General features: G+C 57.1%; 13 protein-coding genes. 7 read left to right on the plus strand and 6 right to left on the minus strand.

From position 1 onward, the window contains the following. Window positions 1–7: 7 nt before the first annotated feature. Window positions 8–1,879: a TRAP transporter large permease gene (locus tag NHG65_RS00425; RefSeq protein WP_499182828.1), complete on the minus strand. Its 1,872-nt coding sequence runs from the start codon at window positions 1,877–1,879 to the stop codon at window positions 8–10. Window positions 1,880–1,903: 24 nt separating this feature from the next. Next, on the minus strand, window positions 1,904–2,917 hold the full coding sequence (locus NHG65_RS00430; RefSeq protein WP_207978638.1) for a TRAP transporter substrate-binding protein: 1,014 nt from the start codon (window positions 2,915–2,917) through the stop codon (window positions 1,904–1,906). Window positions 2,918–3,239: 322 nt separating this feature from the next. Between NHG65_RS00430 and NHG65_RS00435 the strand changes: the two genes are divergently transcribed. Continuing rightward, window positions 3,240–4,688: an alpha/beta hydrolase gene (locus NHG65_RS00435; protein WP_099062225.1), complete on the plus strand. Its 1,449-nt coding sequence runs from the start codon at window positions 3,240–3,242 to the stop codon at window positions 4,686–4,688. On the opposite strand, the gene NHG65_RS00440 is transcribed toward NHG65_RS00435, so the two are convergent. Together NHG65_RS00440 and NHG65_RS00445 are read right to left on the minus strand one after the other, a co-directional pair. After that, window positions 4,685–5,434 carry an NAD-dependent epimerase/dehydratase family protein gene (locus NHG65_RS00440; RefSeq protein WP_413514861.1) on the minus strand — a complete coding sequence of 250 codons (750 nt, stop codon included), beginning with the start codon at window positions 5,432–5,434 and terminating at the stop codon, window positions 4,685–4,687. The genes NHG65_RS00435 and NHG65_RS00440 overlap by 4 nt on opposite strands. A 93-nt stretch (window positions 5,435–5,527) precedes the next feature. Continuing rightward, window positions 5,528–6,391 carry a LysR family transcriptional regulator gene (locus tag NHG65_RS00445; RefSeq protein WP_499182829.1) on the minus strand — a complete coding sequence of 288 codons (864 nt, stop codon included), beginning with the start codon at window positions 6,389–6,391 and terminating at the stop codon, window positions 5,528–5,530. Window positions 6,392–6,505: 114 nt separating this feature from the next. Between NHG65_RS00445 and NHG65_RS00450 the strand changes: the two genes are divergently transcribed. From NHG65_RS00450 to NHG65_RS00465, 4 genes are all read left to right on the plus strand, one after another. Beyond that, window positions 6,506–7,264 carry an SDR family NAD(P)-dependent oxidoreductase gene (locus tag NHG65_RS00450; RefSeq protein WP_219015079.1) on the plus strand — a complete coding sequence of 253 codons (759 nt, stop codon included), beginning with the start codon at window positions 6,506–6,508 and terminating at the stop codon, window positions 7,262–7,264. A 262-nt stretch (window positions 7,265–7,526) separates the two neighbouring features. Then, window positions 7,527–9,386 (plus strand): PTS beta-glucoside transporter subunit IIABC, encoded by a 1,860-nt coding sequence (gene bglF, locus NHG65_RS00455; protein ID WP_499182830.1) that lies wholly within the window; start codon window positions 7,527–7,529, stop codon window positions 9,384–9,386. A gap of 14 nt (window positions 9,387–9,400) precedes the next feature. Further along, on the plus strand, window positions 9,401–10,804 hold the full coding sequence (locus NHG65_RS00460; RefSeq protein WP_207978629.1) for a glycoside hydrolase family 1 protein: 1,404 nt from the start codon (window positions 9,401–9,403) through the stop codon (window positions 10,802–10,804). Window positions 10,805–10,931: 127 nt separating this feature from the next. Beyond that, window positions 10,932–12,326 carry a carbohydrate porin gene (locus NHG65_RS00465; RefSeq protein ID WP_099062219.1) on the plus strand — a complete coding sequence of 465 codons (1,395 nt, stop codon included), beginning with the start codon at window positions 10,932–10,934 and terminating at the stop codon, window positions 12,324–12,326. 3 nt (window positions 12,327–12,329) lie between these two features. Here NHG65_RS00465 and NHG65_RS00470 read toward each other — a convergent pair whose 3' ends face one another. Together NHG65_RS00470 and NHG65_RS00475 are read right to left on the minus strand one after the other, a co-directional pair. After that, on the minus strand, window positions 12,330–12,929 hold the full coding sequence (locus NHG65_RS00470; RefSeq protein WP_099062218.1) for an HD domain-containing protein: 600 nt from the start codon (window positions 12,927–12,929) through the stop codon (window positions 12,330–12,332). Between the two features lie 104 nt (window positions 12,930–13,033). Further along, window positions 13,034–14,194: an RNA-guided endonuclease TnpB family protein gene (locus NHG65_RS00475; RefSeq protein ID WP_207978765.1), complete on the minus strand. Its 1,161-nt coding sequence runs from the start codon at window positions 14,192–14,194 to the stop codon at window positions 13,034–13,036. Between the two features lie 306 nt (window positions 14,195–14,500). On the opposite strand from NHG65_RS00475, the gene NHG65_RS00480 reads away from it, so the two are divergent. Continuing rightward, window positions 14,501–14,965 (plus strand): MarR family winged helix-turn-helix transcriptional regulator, encoded by a 465-nt coding sequence (locus NHG65_RS00480; RefSeq protein ID WP_099062217.1) that lies wholly within the window; start codon window positions 14,501–14,503, stop codon window positions 14,963–14,965. Between the two features lie 156 nt (window positions 14,966–15,121). Further along, window positions 15,122–15,547 carry an organic hydroperoxide resistance protein gene (locus NHG65_RS00485; RefSeq protein ID WP_499182831.1) on the plus strand — a complete coding sequence of 142 codons (426 nt, stop codon included), beginning with the start codon at window positions 15,122–15,124 and terminating at the stop codon, window positions 15,545–15,547. The last annotated feature ends 154 nt before the right edge of the window (window positions 15,548–15,701 follow it).

The raw sequence follows: 15,701 nt of genomic DNA on the forward strand, positions 1-15,701 counted from the left end.
GAGAAAATCAGTAACCCAGCTGCGTGGGCAGCCAGGTAGTGAGCGCCGGGAACAGCGCGATAACGATGATGCCGAGCAGTATGATCAGCAGGTATTTGGCCATCGGCTTAATCACGTCCTGCATCGGCACACCGCAAATGGCGCAGGTGGTGTACAGACCCAGGCCGATGGGTGGGGAAAACAGTCCGAAACCCATCGCCAGAATCATCACAATGGCGTAGTGCAGCGGGTTAAAGCCAAGTTGGGTAGCGATGGGCACCAGGATCGGGGCAAATATAATCAGCGCCGGAGCGCCCTCCAGCACCGCACCGAAGATAATCAGGATGACAATCGACAGCAGCAGGAACAGCCACGGGCCGTAGTCCGCGCCGATGGCGACCAGCAGCTGTGCGCATTGCTGGGGGATCATCTCGATGGTCAGGGCGAAGGACAAACTGGTGGCGCAGGCAACGATAAACAGCAGCATGCCGGACAGCGCGGCAGTATCGACAAACAGCTTCAGGGTGGCTTTCAGGGTCAGTTCCCCAAAGGCCAGCCGACCGACTACGATGGCGTAAACCACTGCGAAGGCGGAAATCTCGGTGGAGGTGGCGATCCCGGCCACCACGCCCTTGCCGATCATCAAAATCATCACCAGCCCGACGGCAGCCCCGATCAGCAGTTGGCGGGTCGGCATGCGCACCGGGTAGGCGTCATCGACGTTGATGCGTTTGCCGAAAATCACGGCGGCAATCAGCAGCAATATCAGCAGGCACAGCGCTGGGATCAGTCCGGCGATGAACAGTGCGCCAATGGATATGTTGGCGATAAAGCCCATCACGATCAGGTTGACGCAGGGAGGAATGGTTTCCGCCATGATGGCCGAGGCGGCGAACACCCCAGCCGACTCTGCCGCCGGTTGGCGCGCTCGCCTTACTGCAGGCATCAGCACGCCGCCGACTGTGGCGACGTCCGCCAGCTTGGAACCGGAAATTCCGGAGAAAAACGCCATCGATACAATGGTGGTCATGTGCAGGCCACCGCGATAACGCCCCATGCCACGGACGATCAGCTCAACCAACCGCGATGACATGCCGTTGACCTCCATTACCGCACCGGCCAGCAGAAAGAACGGGATAGCCAGCAGCACGAAATGGTCGACGCCGGCAGTGATCTGCTGGGCAAAGAATACGAACGGCAGCGACGGATCGCTGAGGAAGAACACCATCGCCGACATGCCGAGGGTAAAGGCGATCGGCACGCCGGAGATGATGCCCAGAATAAAGCAGGCCAGCATCAGCACGGCGGGCAGTGAGCTGAATCCCAGCGGGATATGCAGGCTGAGGTAGCCCGCTCCGCCCAGAAGAGCGACGGCGGCGGCGCTGATTAACACCACTTTCAACGGTGCCTGGCAGGCGTGATCGAGCGCGCTGACCAGCATCACCGCCGCGCCGATAAACACCGGCACCACAAAGATCGCCTGCGGCAGGCCGTGTTCGGTGGTCTGCGGCAGTGAAATACCCACCAGGCTGAAGCTGGAGATCGTCAGCCCCAAAGCCACCAGGACCAGCACCCAACGGCTGGCATGCACTACGTAGGGCCGAGCTACCGCGGGCACCCAGCGCAGGAACAGATCGACGCCGATGTGCCGACCGCGCCCGGTGGAGGTGGCGACGCCGAAGAACACCAGCGTCACCATCAGCGCTCGCGCCACTTCTTCCGCCCATTCGATCGGGCTGTGCAGCGCGTAGCGCCAAATCACCGAGGCGAACACCACCACCACGTTGATCAGCAGCGCCAGTGCGCCACCCCAGGCGGTAAAACGGGTCAGGGCGCGGCTTAACTGCGTCAGGATGGCCACTTTTTTCACACTCATTTCAAGGGTTACAGGAAGGGTCATAGCAAATCCTCCGCCAGAGGGGCGTTACGGCTGCGCTGTGGCATGAATGGCATCCAGCACCGCTTTGGCCTGTGGATATTTCCCGCTAAACGCCGCCTGAAGTGGCAACGTTTGCTGACGGAAATAGTCGCGGTCGGTTTCGGTAAAGGTCACGCCGGCGGCTTTCAGTTTTTCCATCGCCTGAGTTTCTTTTTCCGCCGCGATTTTGCGTTCATAAACCGTGGCTTCGCTGGCTGCCGCCAACACCTCGGCTTGCAGTGGCTGCGGGATGCGTTGGAACGCCGCCTGGCTGATGGTGGCGACAATCGGGTTATAGATATGGCGGGTCAGCGTGGCGTATTTGGCGATCTCGTAATACTTGCTGGTGTAGACCGTGGCAGCGTCATGTTCCACGCCGTCGATCACCCCCATTTGCAGCGCGGAATAGACTTCACCGCCGGGCATCGGGATCGCCGTGGCACCCATGCTTTTCAGCGTGGCGATAAAATTGGGTGCCGGCAGCACGCGTACTTTCATTCGGTTGAGGTCGTGCGGCGACTGCAGCGGCTTTTTACTGTAAATGTTGCGCGCGCCCAGGCTGAAGCCGTAGCCCAGTACCTTGATATTGCTTTGTTTGGCCAGCATGGCGCTCAGCAGTTGGCCCGCCTGGCCATCCAGCGCCCGACCCAATTGCGGGTTATCGTTAAACAGATAACCCAGATCCAGCACGCCGATTTCCGGTACTAGCGTGCCCCAGATGGAGGTGCCGGAGATCATCATGTCGATCGCGCCAATACGCACCTGCTGGACGGCATCGGCCTCTTTGCCCAGCATGCCGTTGGGGAAATAGTTGAGGGCGATTTTGCCCGGCAGGCGCTGGTCCAGATTCTGTTTGAAGCGGTTAAACCAGATGGCGTGCGCGGAATATTCATCATCGGGCAGCGATGAATAGACCCGCAGGTTAACTTCGGCCGCATTGGCGCGCAGTGGCAAGATAAACAGCATAAATAACAGCGTGATAAACAGGCGCGGCGTTAAGCGGCATGTCAGTGATTTCATCAGCCTGGCTCCCGATCGCAGACAGCCTGCGATGCTGGTGGTGAAGATGATTTCCCCTGCGTGGCAAAGCTGTAGGGACAGGGGGAACGGGTACGATACTTTGTCTCTGGTCTTTCACTGTAACGTTTTAGTGTATCGTTACAGAAAACCTACAAACATTCCGTCGGCAGATCAATTTTTATCCGCAAAAATGGCTGGGAAATGCGGGTTCTGTGAGCAGGTTCTAAAAATCGGTGGGTTACGGCCGGCGATCGTCGGGCTGCCCTGCGGGCATTTAACTTCTATAATCGCAGCTGGGATCACCGTGAATTCAGGAGTGGGCATGCCTTCCAGGGCGATAATTAAATGGACCAAACGGCTGACGATTGTGGCTGTCACCGTGTTGCTCACGCTGTTTGCGGTGCGCATTTATGATACTCAGAGCGGTCCGGCACTGGAGCCGTGGCATACCTTTGTGCCACACGAACTGTCGGCTGCCGAAATGGACAAGACCGACTGGCAGGGCTATCTGGCCGCAGAGAGCCGGGTGTTTGATGAGGTGAAGACCAACGTCACGGACAAACTTTCCGCCAGCGAACGCATCCCACTTAACCGCTACTTCGATGGCAGTCCGGTGTATCCGGAGCACTTTGCCCGCGACTGGAACCGTTCCTACGAACTGCTGCCGCAGGGGGAGCCGCGCGGTGCCGTGGTGCTGTTGCACGGCCTGACCGACTCCCCTTACAGCCTGCGGCACATTGCCGAGAATTACCGGCAGCAGGGTTATGTGGCGGTCGGCATTCGCCTGCCGGCACACGGTACGGTACCGGGCGCCCTGACCGATATTGAATGGCAAGACTGGTTGGCGGCGACGCGGTTAGCAATACGTGAGGCGCGCAGCCAGGCCGGGGGCGACAAGCCGCTGCATATTGTGGGCTTTTCCAACGGCGGAGCGCTGGCGATGAAGTACGCGCTGGATGCATTGGATGATCCACAATTGGCGGCGCCGCAGCGATTGATCCTGATCTCACCGATGATCGGCGTCACCAGCTTTGCCCGCTTCGCCGGTATTGCCGGTTGGCCGGCGGTGTTCCCGGCGTTTGCCAAAGCTGCCTGGCTTGGGGTGCTGCCGGAGTTTAATCCTTTTAAATACAATTCGTTCCCGGTAAATGGGGCACGCCAGTCCTATCTGCTCAGCAATGGTCTGCAACAGCAAATCGCCCGCGCGGCGCGTGACGGCAAGCTGGATAAATTAGCGCCGGTGCTGACTTTCCAGTCGGTAATGGATTCCACCGTCAGTACCCGGGCGGTGATCCGCGCGTTATATAACGAACTGCCGGCGAACGGCAGCGAACTGGTGCTGTTTGACGTCAATCGTACGGTGAACTTCGGTCCGCTGTTGCGGCCAAACGCGGCGGCGGCGGTCAGCCAACTGTTGCCTGCGCCTCCGCGTCGTTATCAGACCACGGTGATCGCCAACGCCTCACCGGAAAGCAGCGAGGCGATCGCCAGTGTGACACCGGCCGGGGCTACCACGCCAAGCGAGCAACCGCTGGGCATGACTTACCCGGCGGATATTTATTCGCTTTCGCACGTGGCGCTGCCGTTCCCGGTGAGTGATTCGCTGTATGGTCGGTTTCCGGCGCAGCGTGATGAGTTCGGTATTAGCCTGGGCACCCTTGCTGCGCGCGGCGAACGTTCCGTGCTGGTGGTCGATCTCGATTCGCTGATGCGCATTGCCTCCAACCCGTTTTTCCCCTACCTGTTGCAGCGCATAGATAGCAAACTTTAAGCGAAACCCAGGATGCTAAACGCGTCGTCCTGCGGGTAGTAACCAAGCAGGCGACTGGTTTCCTCCAGCGACAGTCGCTTATAGCGGTTATTGGACACGCCGTGCACCACTGCATGGTGCACGCCTTCAATGCGCAGGCAACGTTCCAACAGATCGGCGGCGTCACGGTGGCTGAGAAAAGCGCTCATGTCACGGGCGCTGAGCTGCTCGCCGGGTTCCAGCGTGGTGAAGTTGGCGATGCGTACCGACAGGGCGGAAAGCCCTTCCTGATGGGCGAAATAGGCGGCGATACCTTCGCCAAAGGCCTTGCTGACGCCGTACATATTTTTCGGTTTGGGCGCGTCCTGTGGCCGAATCTGGTAATCCAGCGCATAGCCTTCCACTGCCTGCGCACTGCTGGCGAAGACTACCCGTTTGCAGCCGGCGTCTTTTGCCGCCCGGAAAATATTGAAGGTACCGAGGATGTTGTTATCCATCAACGAATGGCAAAAGTCCGCATCGGGCGAGGGATCGGCCGCCAGATGCAGCACGGTGTCAATATTGGCGCAGGCCGCACGGCAGGCTTCAATATCGGCGATATCAAAGCTGATCACCTCATCACCAGGCAGCAGATCGGTCAGCAGATCGAGGTTTTTTTCCGCCAACCGTAGCTGATAGCGATTTCCCACCGATTGACGGAATGCCGTCGCCACCCGGCCACCCGCGCCGGTAATCAGAATTCGTCCAAATTCAGTACGCAAAGTCATGATCTTAGCCAGTCCCTAAAGTCCATTATGTCGTGACCAGTAATAATCCGCCGCGTAAGATTTGTCCAGTATCAAATTAGCATGACTTATGTTTCAGCGCGTCAGTGGGCATTTTTCTCCGATGAGATCAGTCAGAAAAGTCATCACCGCGCGCACGGCCGTTGAGCGTGCCAAATCCGGGTAAGTGACCAGCCACAGTTCGCGGGTCGGTGCAGCGATTGAAGTCGGCAGTGTCACCATATCTGGGTCGCTATCGGCGACAAACGTCGGTAATACCACTGCTCCTAGTCCCGATCGTGCCGCTTCCTGGAGCGAGAACAGATCGCTGGCCTGAAATACCACCGGACGGCCCTGCAACAGCTGTTGTAGCCACTGCTGATGCGGTTGGTTTTGGTAGTGGTGGTCGTAGCCGATAAAGGCCCGCGCCGACTCCGGCAGGGCGGCGTGCTGCGGCGTGGCGTACAGCCCGTAGCGCATCATGCCGATACGTTGCACCAGCAGATCCGGTTGTTGCGGGCGCACCATACGCACCGCGACTTCGGCCTCACCGCGATCCAGCTCGGCGATCGCCGATTCGCCGGAGAGTATCAGCGTAATGTGCGGAAAAATATGATGAAATTGCGCAATTTGTGGGGCGATAACCCGTGCGGCAATCGACGGCGGCGCGCTGATACGCACCTGAGTTTGCGGCGTCTCACCGGCGCTGCGCGCATGGCGGGTAATGGCGTGGCTTTGATTTTCGATGTCGGCCGCCAGCCCGGCAATCATTCTGCCGTCCTGCGTCAGCGGTGTACTGCGTGGCAGACGCAGGATCAGTCCCAGGCCGAGCGCCTTCTCCAGCGCCGCCACCCGTCGGCCTACCGTGGCGTGATCGCAGCCCAGCTCCCGCGCCGCTGCCGACAATGAACCGGTGCGTGCCAGCACCACGAAGTGTTTTAAATCCTGCCAATCGAACATCAGTGAATTCCTGCACAGTCTTTCCGCGAATTTATGGAATATTCACACAGACTGGGACGTGATTCAATGACGTTATCTTTGTAACCAGGTTGAATTATTCAATTAGGATATCTTATGAATTTGCATCTGCAGGGGCGTATCGCGTTGGTGACGGGTGCCAGCGAAGGGATTGGCGCAGGCATGGTTCGGGTATTGGCGGCACAGGGGGTGATTGTGGTGGCGACGGCGCGCCGCGAAGACCGTTTGCAGACCCTGGCGGATGAGGTTGAGCAAGCCGGTGGCATACGGCCCTATGTCATCGCGGCAGATATCACCCAGACACAGGCGCTCGACAGCATGCTGGCGCTGGCGATACAGCAGTTCGGGACCATTGATATTGTGATTAATGCGGTTGGGGGTGCCCGCCCGACTTCACTCAGCGAAGGCGACGCGGGTTGGGAAGAGGCGTTTGCCCTGAACTTTACCCCGGCGCGTCGGATAACCCATGCATTGCTGCCCCGCATGCAGGCGCAGGGCTGGGGGCGCGTGATTAACATCAGCGGCTCGATGGAGCCGCGTAGCCTGAACGCGGCCACTGCCGCCAAAGGGGCATTGCATCTGTGGGCCAAGGGGTTGGCAGGCGAAGTGGCGGCGCAAGGGATTACCGTCAATACGCTGCAACCCGGGCGGATTAATAGCGAACAGGTGCGTGAAAAACTGCACCCGACCGAGGCCGCGCGCCAGGCGTTTATCAAACAGAATATCCCGATTGGCTACTTTGGTGAGCCGGAGGATATGGCCTATCTGGCCGCGTTTCTTTGTTCCCCGCAGGCGCGCTATATCACCGGAGCGGTGATCCCGGTAGACGGCGGCATGCATTATTTCGCTCACTGATGCCGTTTTGCCCGCCGGATCACAGTTCGGTAATTTGCCGGGGCAAAGCCTTGCCCCACTGAAAAGCACAGTGTTAACGTCTTAGCTCAGCCGATTTAGGGTTGTCACTGCTCCGGCAGGCAAAACCTAAACCTCGTGCTTCTGTCCCCCTGGTGGGAGCAGAGGCCATGAGGTTTAGGTTTTTTTTTGCGCTGAATTTCGTGACGACGATTGGCCATCGCGGCACTGAGGTTGGCAGAACGTAGATTCTAAGGGTAACACTATGAAATATGAACAATTAGCCAGTGAGATCTTGGCCGGCGTCGGTGGCCGCGACAATGTGAGAAGTCTGGTGCACTGCGCCACCCGCCTGCGTTTCAAGCTATGTGACAGCCAGCGTGCCGATGCCGCGGCACTGAAAAAAAATCCCGGTGTGATCATGGTAGTGGAAAGCGGCGGGCAGTTTCAGGTGGTAGTGGGTAACCACGTGGCGGAGGTCTACAACGCGGTCAATCAGGTTGGTGGGCTGGGCGATGGCGCGGTGGCGGAGGATGACGGCAAAAAGGAAAACCTGTTCAGTCGCTTTATTGACGTGGTGTCCGGCATTTTTACGCCGCTGCTGGGGGTGATGGCCGCTTCGGGGATCCTGAAAGGTTTTCTGGCGTTGAGCCTGGCCTGCGGCTGGCTGCTGGAGAGTGCCGGCAGCTTTAAAATGCTGTTTGCTACCAGTGACGCGCTGTTCTATTTCCTGCCGATCATGCTTGGCTACACCGCCGGGAAAAAGTTTGGCGGTAATCCGTTCATTACCATGGCGATTGGTGGGGCTCTGACCCACCCGCTGATGATGGCGGCATTTGAAGCGGCACAGCAGCCAGACGCGGTGCGCGAGTATTTCTTCGGCATTCCGCTGACCTTTATCAATTACAGCTCGTCGGTGATCCCGATTATTTTTGCCGCCTGGATCTCGTGCCGGCTGGAGCCGCTGTTTAATCGGGTGATCCACAGCGCGCTGCGCAATTTTATTACGCCGCTGCTGTGCCTGGTGGTCACCGTGCCCTTGACCTTCCTGTTGATCGGCCCGGCAGCCACCTGGCTCAGCCATTTACTGGCCAACGGTTTTCAGACCATCTACGGATTTAACCCGATTATTGCCGGTGCCTTTATGGGGGCGATGTGGCAGGTGTGTGTGATCTTCGGTCTGCATTGGGGACTGGTGCCCTTGATGATCAATAACCTGAGCGTGCTCGGCCGCGACACCATGGTGCCGTTGCTGCTGCCGGCGGTGATGGGGCAGGTGGGCGCCACGTTGGGCGTCATGCTGCGTACCCGCGATGCCAAACTGCGGGCTCTGGCCGGGTCCGCCATCGGTGCCGGGGTGTTTGGTATCACCGAACCGGCGGTTTACGGCGTGACCCTACCGAATAAACGGCCGTTTATTTTCGGCTGCATCGGTGGTGCGCTGGGAGGCGCGGTGATCGGCTATTTCCATACCGCCACCTATTCCTTTGGTCTGGTGAACATCTTTACCTTTGCGCAGATTATTCCTGCCAGCGGCTTCGATGCCACGGTGTGGGGCGCGATTGTCGGCACCTTGCTGTCATTTTGTTTCGCGGCGGTGGCCAGTTACCTGTTCGGTGTGGCGCCCGTTGAGGCCGCCGTGGAACCGGCACCTGTCGCACCGCTTAACCGTAAACAGTTTGTCGTCAGCCCGATTGCCGGCGAAGTGATGTCGCTGGAGCAGGTTAACGACGCCACCTTCGCCAGCGGGTTGCTGGGCAAGGGAGTGGCGATAGTGCCGCTGCAAGGGCGGGTGGTCGCGCCGGTTGCCGGGCGTGTGGCCTCGCTGTTTAAAACCAAACACGCCATCGGTATTGAGTCGGATGAGGGCGCAGAGATTTTAATTCACGTCGGCATAGATACCGTCAAGCTTGATGGGCTGCATTTTACTGCCCATGTGCAAGAGGGCGATCGGGTTAACCCGGGCGATCTGCTGATTGAGTTTGACCAGGTGGCGATCCGCGCCGCCGGCTTTGATACCACCACGCCGATCATCATCAGCAACAGCGATGACTACGTCGACGTGCTGACCAGCGGCCAGGGCAGGGTGCAGGAACAGGCACCGCTGCTGACTTTATTAGGTTAACCGAGGAGAAAGCGATGAGCAGCAAATTTCCAGACCATTTTCTGTGGGGCGGCGCAGTGGCGGCCAATCAGGTGGAAGGGGCTTATCAGACCGATGGCAAAGGGCTGTCGACCTCTGATTTGCAGCCGCAGGGCATCTTCGGCGCGATTACGCCACGGGTTGACGGCGACAGCGGCATCAAGGATGTGGCGATCGACTTTTATCATCGTTATCCGCAGGACATCGCGTTGTTCGCTGAAATGGGCTTCAAGTGCCTGCGTACCTCCATCGCCTGGACGCGTATTTTCCCGCAGGGCGATGAGGAGGCTCCGAACGAAGCCGGGCTGGCGTTCTATGATCGGCTGTTCGACGAAATGGCCAGGTACGGCATTCAGCCGTTGGTCACTTTGTCGCATTATGAAATGCCCTACGGGCTGGTGAAGCAATACGGCGGCTGGGGCAACCGCAAGACCATCGGCTTTTTCGAGCACTACGCGCGCACGGTGTTCGAACGCTATAAGCACAAGGTGCAGCACTGGCTGACCTTTAACGAGATCAATATGTCGCTGCATGCACCCTTTACCGGCGTCGGTCTGGCGGAAGACAGCAGCAAAAGCGAGATTTATCAGGCGATCCACCATCAGCTGGTGGCCAGCGCCAGGGCGGTAAAAGCCTGTCATGAGATTGTGCCGGGCGGCAAAATCGGCAATATGCTGCTGGGCGGTATTCTCTATCCGCTGAGCTGCAAGCCGGAAGACGTGCTGGAAACCCAGCGCCAGAACCGCGACTGGTTGTTCTTTGGCGACGTACAGGCGCGCGGCGGCTACCCGGCGTATATGCGACGTTACTTCCGTGAAAACGGCATTCAGGTCGAGATCACCGCCGAAGATCAACAGGCATTGCGCGAGACCATCGATTTTATCTCCTTCAGCTATTACATGAGCGGCTGTGTCACCACCGACGAGGCCCAGAACAACACTGCCCGGACCAACATTCTCAATATGGTGCCGAACCCGCATTTGGCCAGTTCGGAGTGGGGTTGGCAGATCGACCCGGTTGGCCTGCGTTATCTGCTCAATGTGCTGTACGACCGCTACCAGAAGCCGCTGTTTATTGTGGAAAACGGCCTGGGAGCCAAGGACCGTGTCGAGGCCGACGGCAGCATCAATGACGACTACCGCATCAATTATCTCAACGACCATCTGGTGCAGGTGGCGGAGGCGATTGACGATGGCGTGGAGGTGATGGGTTACACCAGTTGGGGCCCGATAGACCTGGTCAGCGCCTCTAAGGCCGAGATGTCCAAGCGTTACGGCTTTATTTATGTCGACCGCGACGATGCCGGCAACGGGAGCCTGGAGCGCCGCCGTAAAAAGAGTTTCTACTGGTATCGCGATGTGATCCAGAGCAACGGTAACAGTCTGAAAAACAAAGCTTAAGCTATATCAGCCCACCCGGTGGCAACCGCCGGGTTATTACCTTTATCTACTGCTGCCAATTATGGGAAATTCTCGCCCAGGGAATGCTGTTGCCCGCAGTCAGCGTAACAGGCGGAGAAATATAATAATGAAATATCCATTACCTCACTCTATGACACTCGCCGCGCTCTTGCTGACCTGCAGCGGCGCGCAGGCGGAAACTTTGCAAAGCGCCAAGGACGTGGAAGCACCCACCGCCAAATGGCAAGGCGTCGCGCTCGGGTTTGAACCGCCGCAGCCAGGGCTGTTGGGCGATATGCTGGGGATCAGACCGATCCTGGAAGATCATGGCTTTCACTATAATCTGGGTTATCTCAGCCAGATTTCCTATAACGCTGGCGGTGGCTATAACCACGATAAGCAGCTGTCCTATATCGATCAGTTCTCGCTGACCTTCAGCCAGGACTTGCAGGCGCTGACCGGTATCCCGGATGCGGCGCTTGAAGGCAATATCGTTAACCGTAATCATGATAACAACCTGACGCGCGATCGCTTGCAGGACCCGCGTGTTAATCCGACCGACCTGTCGCAGGAAAGCTATGGTGGCCAGTCGATCACCCGACTGGGCTGGCTGACCTTTAGCCGCAGCTTCCTTGATCGTCGGCTGCAATGGCGTATCGGCATGATGAACAAGGTGCAGGACTTCGACCAGATTATTCCCTGCGATTTCCAGACGCTGACGCTGTGCGGCGGCAAGTCTGCCAACTCATTGACCTGGTATAACTGGAACGTCCACTACTGGGGCACCACCCTGCAATATAAACTGACTGACGGGCTGACCTTCAAGACCGGCGTGATGGAGCAAAACCCGCAGGCACCAAGCCGCAGTCATGCCTGGAGTGGGTCGACCAAGGGCAGTAAAGGCATGCTGTTACCGATGGAGTTGGAACTGAAGACCAACGCGGTCAATCAGTTGCCGGGGGTTTACAATATTGGCGTGCTGTTTACCAATGCCGACCAGCAGGATTTGTATGAGGGGGTTTCCGGTGGCCCGGGGGCGAGCGATCCGAACGGCTACCGCAGCCACGATCGCACCTGGTTCCTGTATAGCGGTTTTAACCAACAGGTCACGCGCCACCCGGATGACGCCAATCGCGGTCTGAGCCTGTTCTACAGCCTGGGGCTGGCAGATCAGCGCTCCAACTATATGCATTACTCCACTTCGACCGGTATCCGCTATCGCGGGCTGTTTGACGCACGGCCAGACGACTGGCTGGGTCTGGGGGTGTCCATGGTCAAGCTGAGCAACCATTACCGGGATAATCAGCGCTACCTGAATCAAGTCAACAACGCTACCGGGTATAACGATCCCAACTATCACCCGGTGCCGGGGCATTCGGTGACGGCAGAACTCTATTACCGCTTCAACGTCACCCCGTGGCTGCAACTGCAGCCGGGCATACAATATTGGCACCATCCGGCGGGCGTCAACGAAACTCAGGACGCCTGGGTGACGGCGCTGAAAACGGTGGTGACTTTCTGATGACTACGCCGCATCGCTTTCCCGGTAACGCTGGCGCGCATGTTCGAACCAGCTTGCCGGGACGTTATGCGGCGGCAACTGCAGCCTTTCCAGGCCTTTTTCGACGATGTGATGCGCCTGTTGCCACAGCGTCGGGTCACCTTCGGTCAACACTTCCAGCAGCCGCTGTTTTTCGATCAGATAGGTTCGGGCGAAATGACTGTCATAGTCCAGCAGTGAGCGGGTGTTGTCGATCAGGTCCGCCAGTTTAATGGTCTTGGCTTGCGGTGAAGCCTGGGCGCTGTGGTGTCGATCGCGATTTTTACGCTCGAAGCGGTTGCCGTCGCCGCTGCCGCTGACGTTGGTCAGCATTGCTACCAGGGCTGCGACCTGTGGCCCAAAGTGGCTTTCGATATCGCCAAGGGTGGTAGGCGTATCCTCTACCGTGTCGTGCAACCAGGCGGCGGCCAGCATTTCTTCGCTGTGCGGCACGCTGCTGACGATTTCCATCACCGCCTGCGGGTGAACAATGTAGGGATCATTGGTGTATTTGCGGCGCTGATCGATGGCCGCATGCGCCTTGGTGGCGTAGCGGCGCGCGCGTTCTGTCAGTGTGTCTGTCATATCCTTTCCCTCCACACAGCACCTCGCTGCGGCATCCCCTGCTTTACACAAGGTAGCATATTGGGTGACTGCTCCCCGCCGTAAACGGTGAGGCTTCCCACTTCTCAGGCCGCTACTGTCGATATGACAGATTTACGCTGGCCTCCATGGGCAGAAACGACGAGTCCCGCCGCCTGTAAATCCGTTATGCCCTTGCGCTGGATGTTGATGGCCGCGTTAATATCGCGGTCATGTTCAACACCACAGGCCGGGCATGGCCAGATACGTTTATTCAGCGGCATTTCTGCCATTTTATAACCGCAACAATGGCAGGTTTTAGAGCTGGCAAACCATTGATCACTTTTCACCAGATGTTTGCCGGCCTGCTCCGCTTTGTATTCCAGTTTCATCACGAACCCAGTCCACGACGCATCCGCAATGTGCCGCGCCAGCCGGTGATTTTTCATCATGTTTGCTGCTTTCAGTGTCTCAACAATGACCGCTTGGTTTTCGTCAACCAGTGTACGAGACAATTTATGCTGGAAGTCAGCACGGGAATTCGCCACATGCTCGTGACATTTAGCCACCCGTAAACGCGCTTTTGCCCGGTTTGCACTGCCTTTTATTTTCCGGGATAGCGATTTTTGTTTGCGCCGCAGATTACGGCTGGCGCGTACCAGAGGCCGTGGATTGGCTGTTTTTTCGCCATTAGACTGAATGAGGTAATGGGTCAGACCCAAATCACAACCGGTTACACGAGTTATCAGTGTGGGTTTGGCTGGCGCAGCCAGTCCATCGTCACAGAGTATTGAAGCATAATATTTTCCTGTCGCGCCACGACTGACGGTGATACTGGATACCCTCCCGATAATATCGCGATGAATGACCGCTTTCATCGGTGTCATTTTTGGCAACTGGATCGCGTCGGTTAATACTTTGCCGTTGGGGTGATAGCTGGATTGTTTGCCATGCTTGCGCTTAAAGGTGGGGAAGCGAGCACGTTGCCTGAAAAAGTGTCCAAAAGCGGTATCAAGATTAATCACCGCCTGCTGTAACGCCAGTGAATCATAGTCTTTCAGCCAATGGTAACGACGGGATCTTTTTCCTACCGCCAGTAATGGTTTCAGGTCTCGCTTAACACTGACCGATACACCATGCCGCTGGTACCTGTGGCGGCTGATATGCAGAGCTTTGTTGTACGCAAAACGCACCGCGCCGAACTGAGCATTCAAGAATGCTTCCTGTTCGGTCGTCGGGTACAGGCGTACTTTAGTGGCTCTTTTCATCATGGACGCTCACCGATAATCAGCTTGTACTGTATGACCTTAGGAAGCCTTTGACCAGAAAATGTGCATCACTATAAGTTGACCGGTTATCTTCGCCGTCACCATTGGGTCAGCAAATGAGTTGTCCATTCTGGACGAGTTTTTATCTCACCGCAGCGCAACAATCGAAACACTGAAAACCTATGTACCATCGCAGAAAATACCTGATTAGCTCCCCTTATATCCCCGCCCGAGGGGGCGAGGGTTTACGGGGCAAATGCTAAAAAATAGTTTGCGATTACATCGTGCACTATCTATATTCAGAACATGAAAACCGAAAACACCGAACAACCCGAGACGAAAAACCTGCTGCTGCTCGACCAGCAACTGTGTTTTGCCCTGTACTCCGCCAACCTGGCGCTGAACAAGGTGTACCGTAAATTGCTGAGCCGGCTTGAACTCACCTATCCGCAATACCTGGTGATGCTGGTGCTGTGGGAACGGGATGAAATCAGGGTTACAGATATTGGCGAGCGGCTGTTTCTTGATTCCGCCACCCTGACACCGCTGCTGAAACGGCTGGAAATCGCCGGGCTGCTGGTGCGTTACCGTGCCACCACCGATGAGCGGCAGGTGATTATTGCGTTAACCGACGCCGGTCGCGCGCTGCGTGAAAAAGCCCAGTCGGTACCGGAAGCCGTCATGTGCGCTACCGATTGCAGCCTCGATGAAATCGTCAATATCAAGCAGCAACTGGAAAAGCTGCGCGGCAAGCTGATCAACCAGCTCTGACGGCCGGTGCCAGACGCAGGATCGGCCTTGATGGACTACACTGGAAGTAAGTATCAAATATATAGTGTGCGATTTAATCGCGAAAGATATACCAATGACGGCGTTTTGCCTGCAAGAACCGCCGTCTAGCCTCCAACCAGAAAGAAGGAATGATGTATGTCGATTGAAAAAGTTGTTTACTGTGCTCATGCCACCGCAACCGGTGGCCGCGATGGCCGTGCGACCTCATCTGACGGTGTGTTGGATGTCAAACTGGGCGTGCCGAAAGAAATGGGCGGCGCGGGCGGTGAAGTCACCAACCCGGAACAGTTGTTTGCTGCCGGTTATTCGGCCTGCTTCCTCGGCGCACTGAAGTTTGTCGCCGCGAAAGAAAAGGTGAAGATCCCGGCCGAAGCCAAAATTGACGGCACCGTGGGTATTGGCGAAATCCCCAACGGCTTCGGTATCGAAGTGCAGTTGGATATCACCTTGCCGGGCATAGAGCGCAGTGTGGCGGAAGATCTGGTGAAAAAAGCCCACGTGGTCTGCCCTTATTCCAACGCCACCCGCGGCAATATTGATGTAACGCTTAACGTTAAGTAAGGTTTTCGCTAACGCCACGGAAAAAATGGAGGGTTACCCCTCCATTTCTCATCCTGCCCCGTCCCTGCTTTTTGCACAAAAAATGACAAAAATGCTTATTTTTTGAGAATTCTCTTGATTATTACCCCCAAAATAGCGCTTATTGCCGATCGGC

It is taken from the genome of Serratia myotis, from assembly GCF_027474885.1.
Classification (GTDB): Bacteria; Pseudomonadota; Gammaproteobacteria; order Enterobacterales; family Enterobacteriaceae; genus Serratia; species Serratia proteamaculans.

Bases quoted from the DNA above. Each gene is read 5' to 3' on its own strand.
- NHG65_RS00440 (WP_413514861.1), bottom strand. From the start codon at position 5,434: ATGACTTTGCGTACTGAATTTGGACGAATTCTGATTACCGGCGCGGGT.
- NHG65_RS00475 (WP_207978765.1), bottom strand. From the start codon at position 14,194: ATGAAAAGAGCCACTAAAGTACGCCTGTACCCGACGACCGAACAGGAA.
- NHG65_RS00480 (WP_099062217.1), top strand. From the start codon at position 14,501: ATGAAAACCGAAAACACCGAACAACCCGAGACGAAAAACCTGCTGCTG.
- NHG65_RS00435 (WP_099062225.1), top strand. From the start codon at position 3,240: ATGCCTTCCAGGGCGATAATTAAATGGACCAAACGGCTGACGATTGTG.
- NHG65_RS00450 (WP_219015079.1), top strand. From the start codon at position 6,506: ATGAATTTGCATCTGCAGGGGCGTATCGCGTTGGTGACGGGTGCCAGC.
- NHG65_RS00430 (WP_207978638.1), bottom strand. From the start codon at position 2,917: ATGAAATCACTGACATGCCGCTTAACGCCGCGCCTGTTTATCACGCTG.
- NHG65_RS00465 (WP_099062219.1), top strand. From the start codon at position 10,932: ATGAAATATCCATTACCTCACTCTATGACACTCGCCGCGCTCTTGCTG.
- NHG65_RS00460 (WP_207978629.1), top strand. From the start codon at position 9,401: ATGAGCAGCAAATTTCCAGACCATTTTCTGTGGGGCGGCGCAGTGGCG.
- bglF (WP_499182830.1), top strand. From the start codon at position 7,527: ATGAAATATGAACAATTAGCCAGTGAGATCTTGGCCGGCGTCGGTGGC.
- NHG65_RS00425 (WP_499182828.1), bottom strand. From the start codon at position 1,879: ATGACCCTTCCTGTAACCCTTGAAATGAGTGTGAAAAAAGTGGCCATC.
- NHG65_RS00445 (WP_499182829.1), bottom strand. From the start codon at position 6,391: ATGTTCGATTGGCAGGATTTAAAACACTTCGTGGTGCTGGCACGCACC.
- NHG65_RS00470 (WP_099062218.1), bottom strand. From the start codon at position 12,929: ATGACAGACACACTGACAGAACGCGCGCGCCGCTACGCCACCAAGGCG.
- NHG65_RS00485 (WP_499182831.1), top strand. From the start codon at position 15,122: ATGTCGATTGAAAAAGTTGTTTACTGTGCTCATGCCACCGCAACCGGT.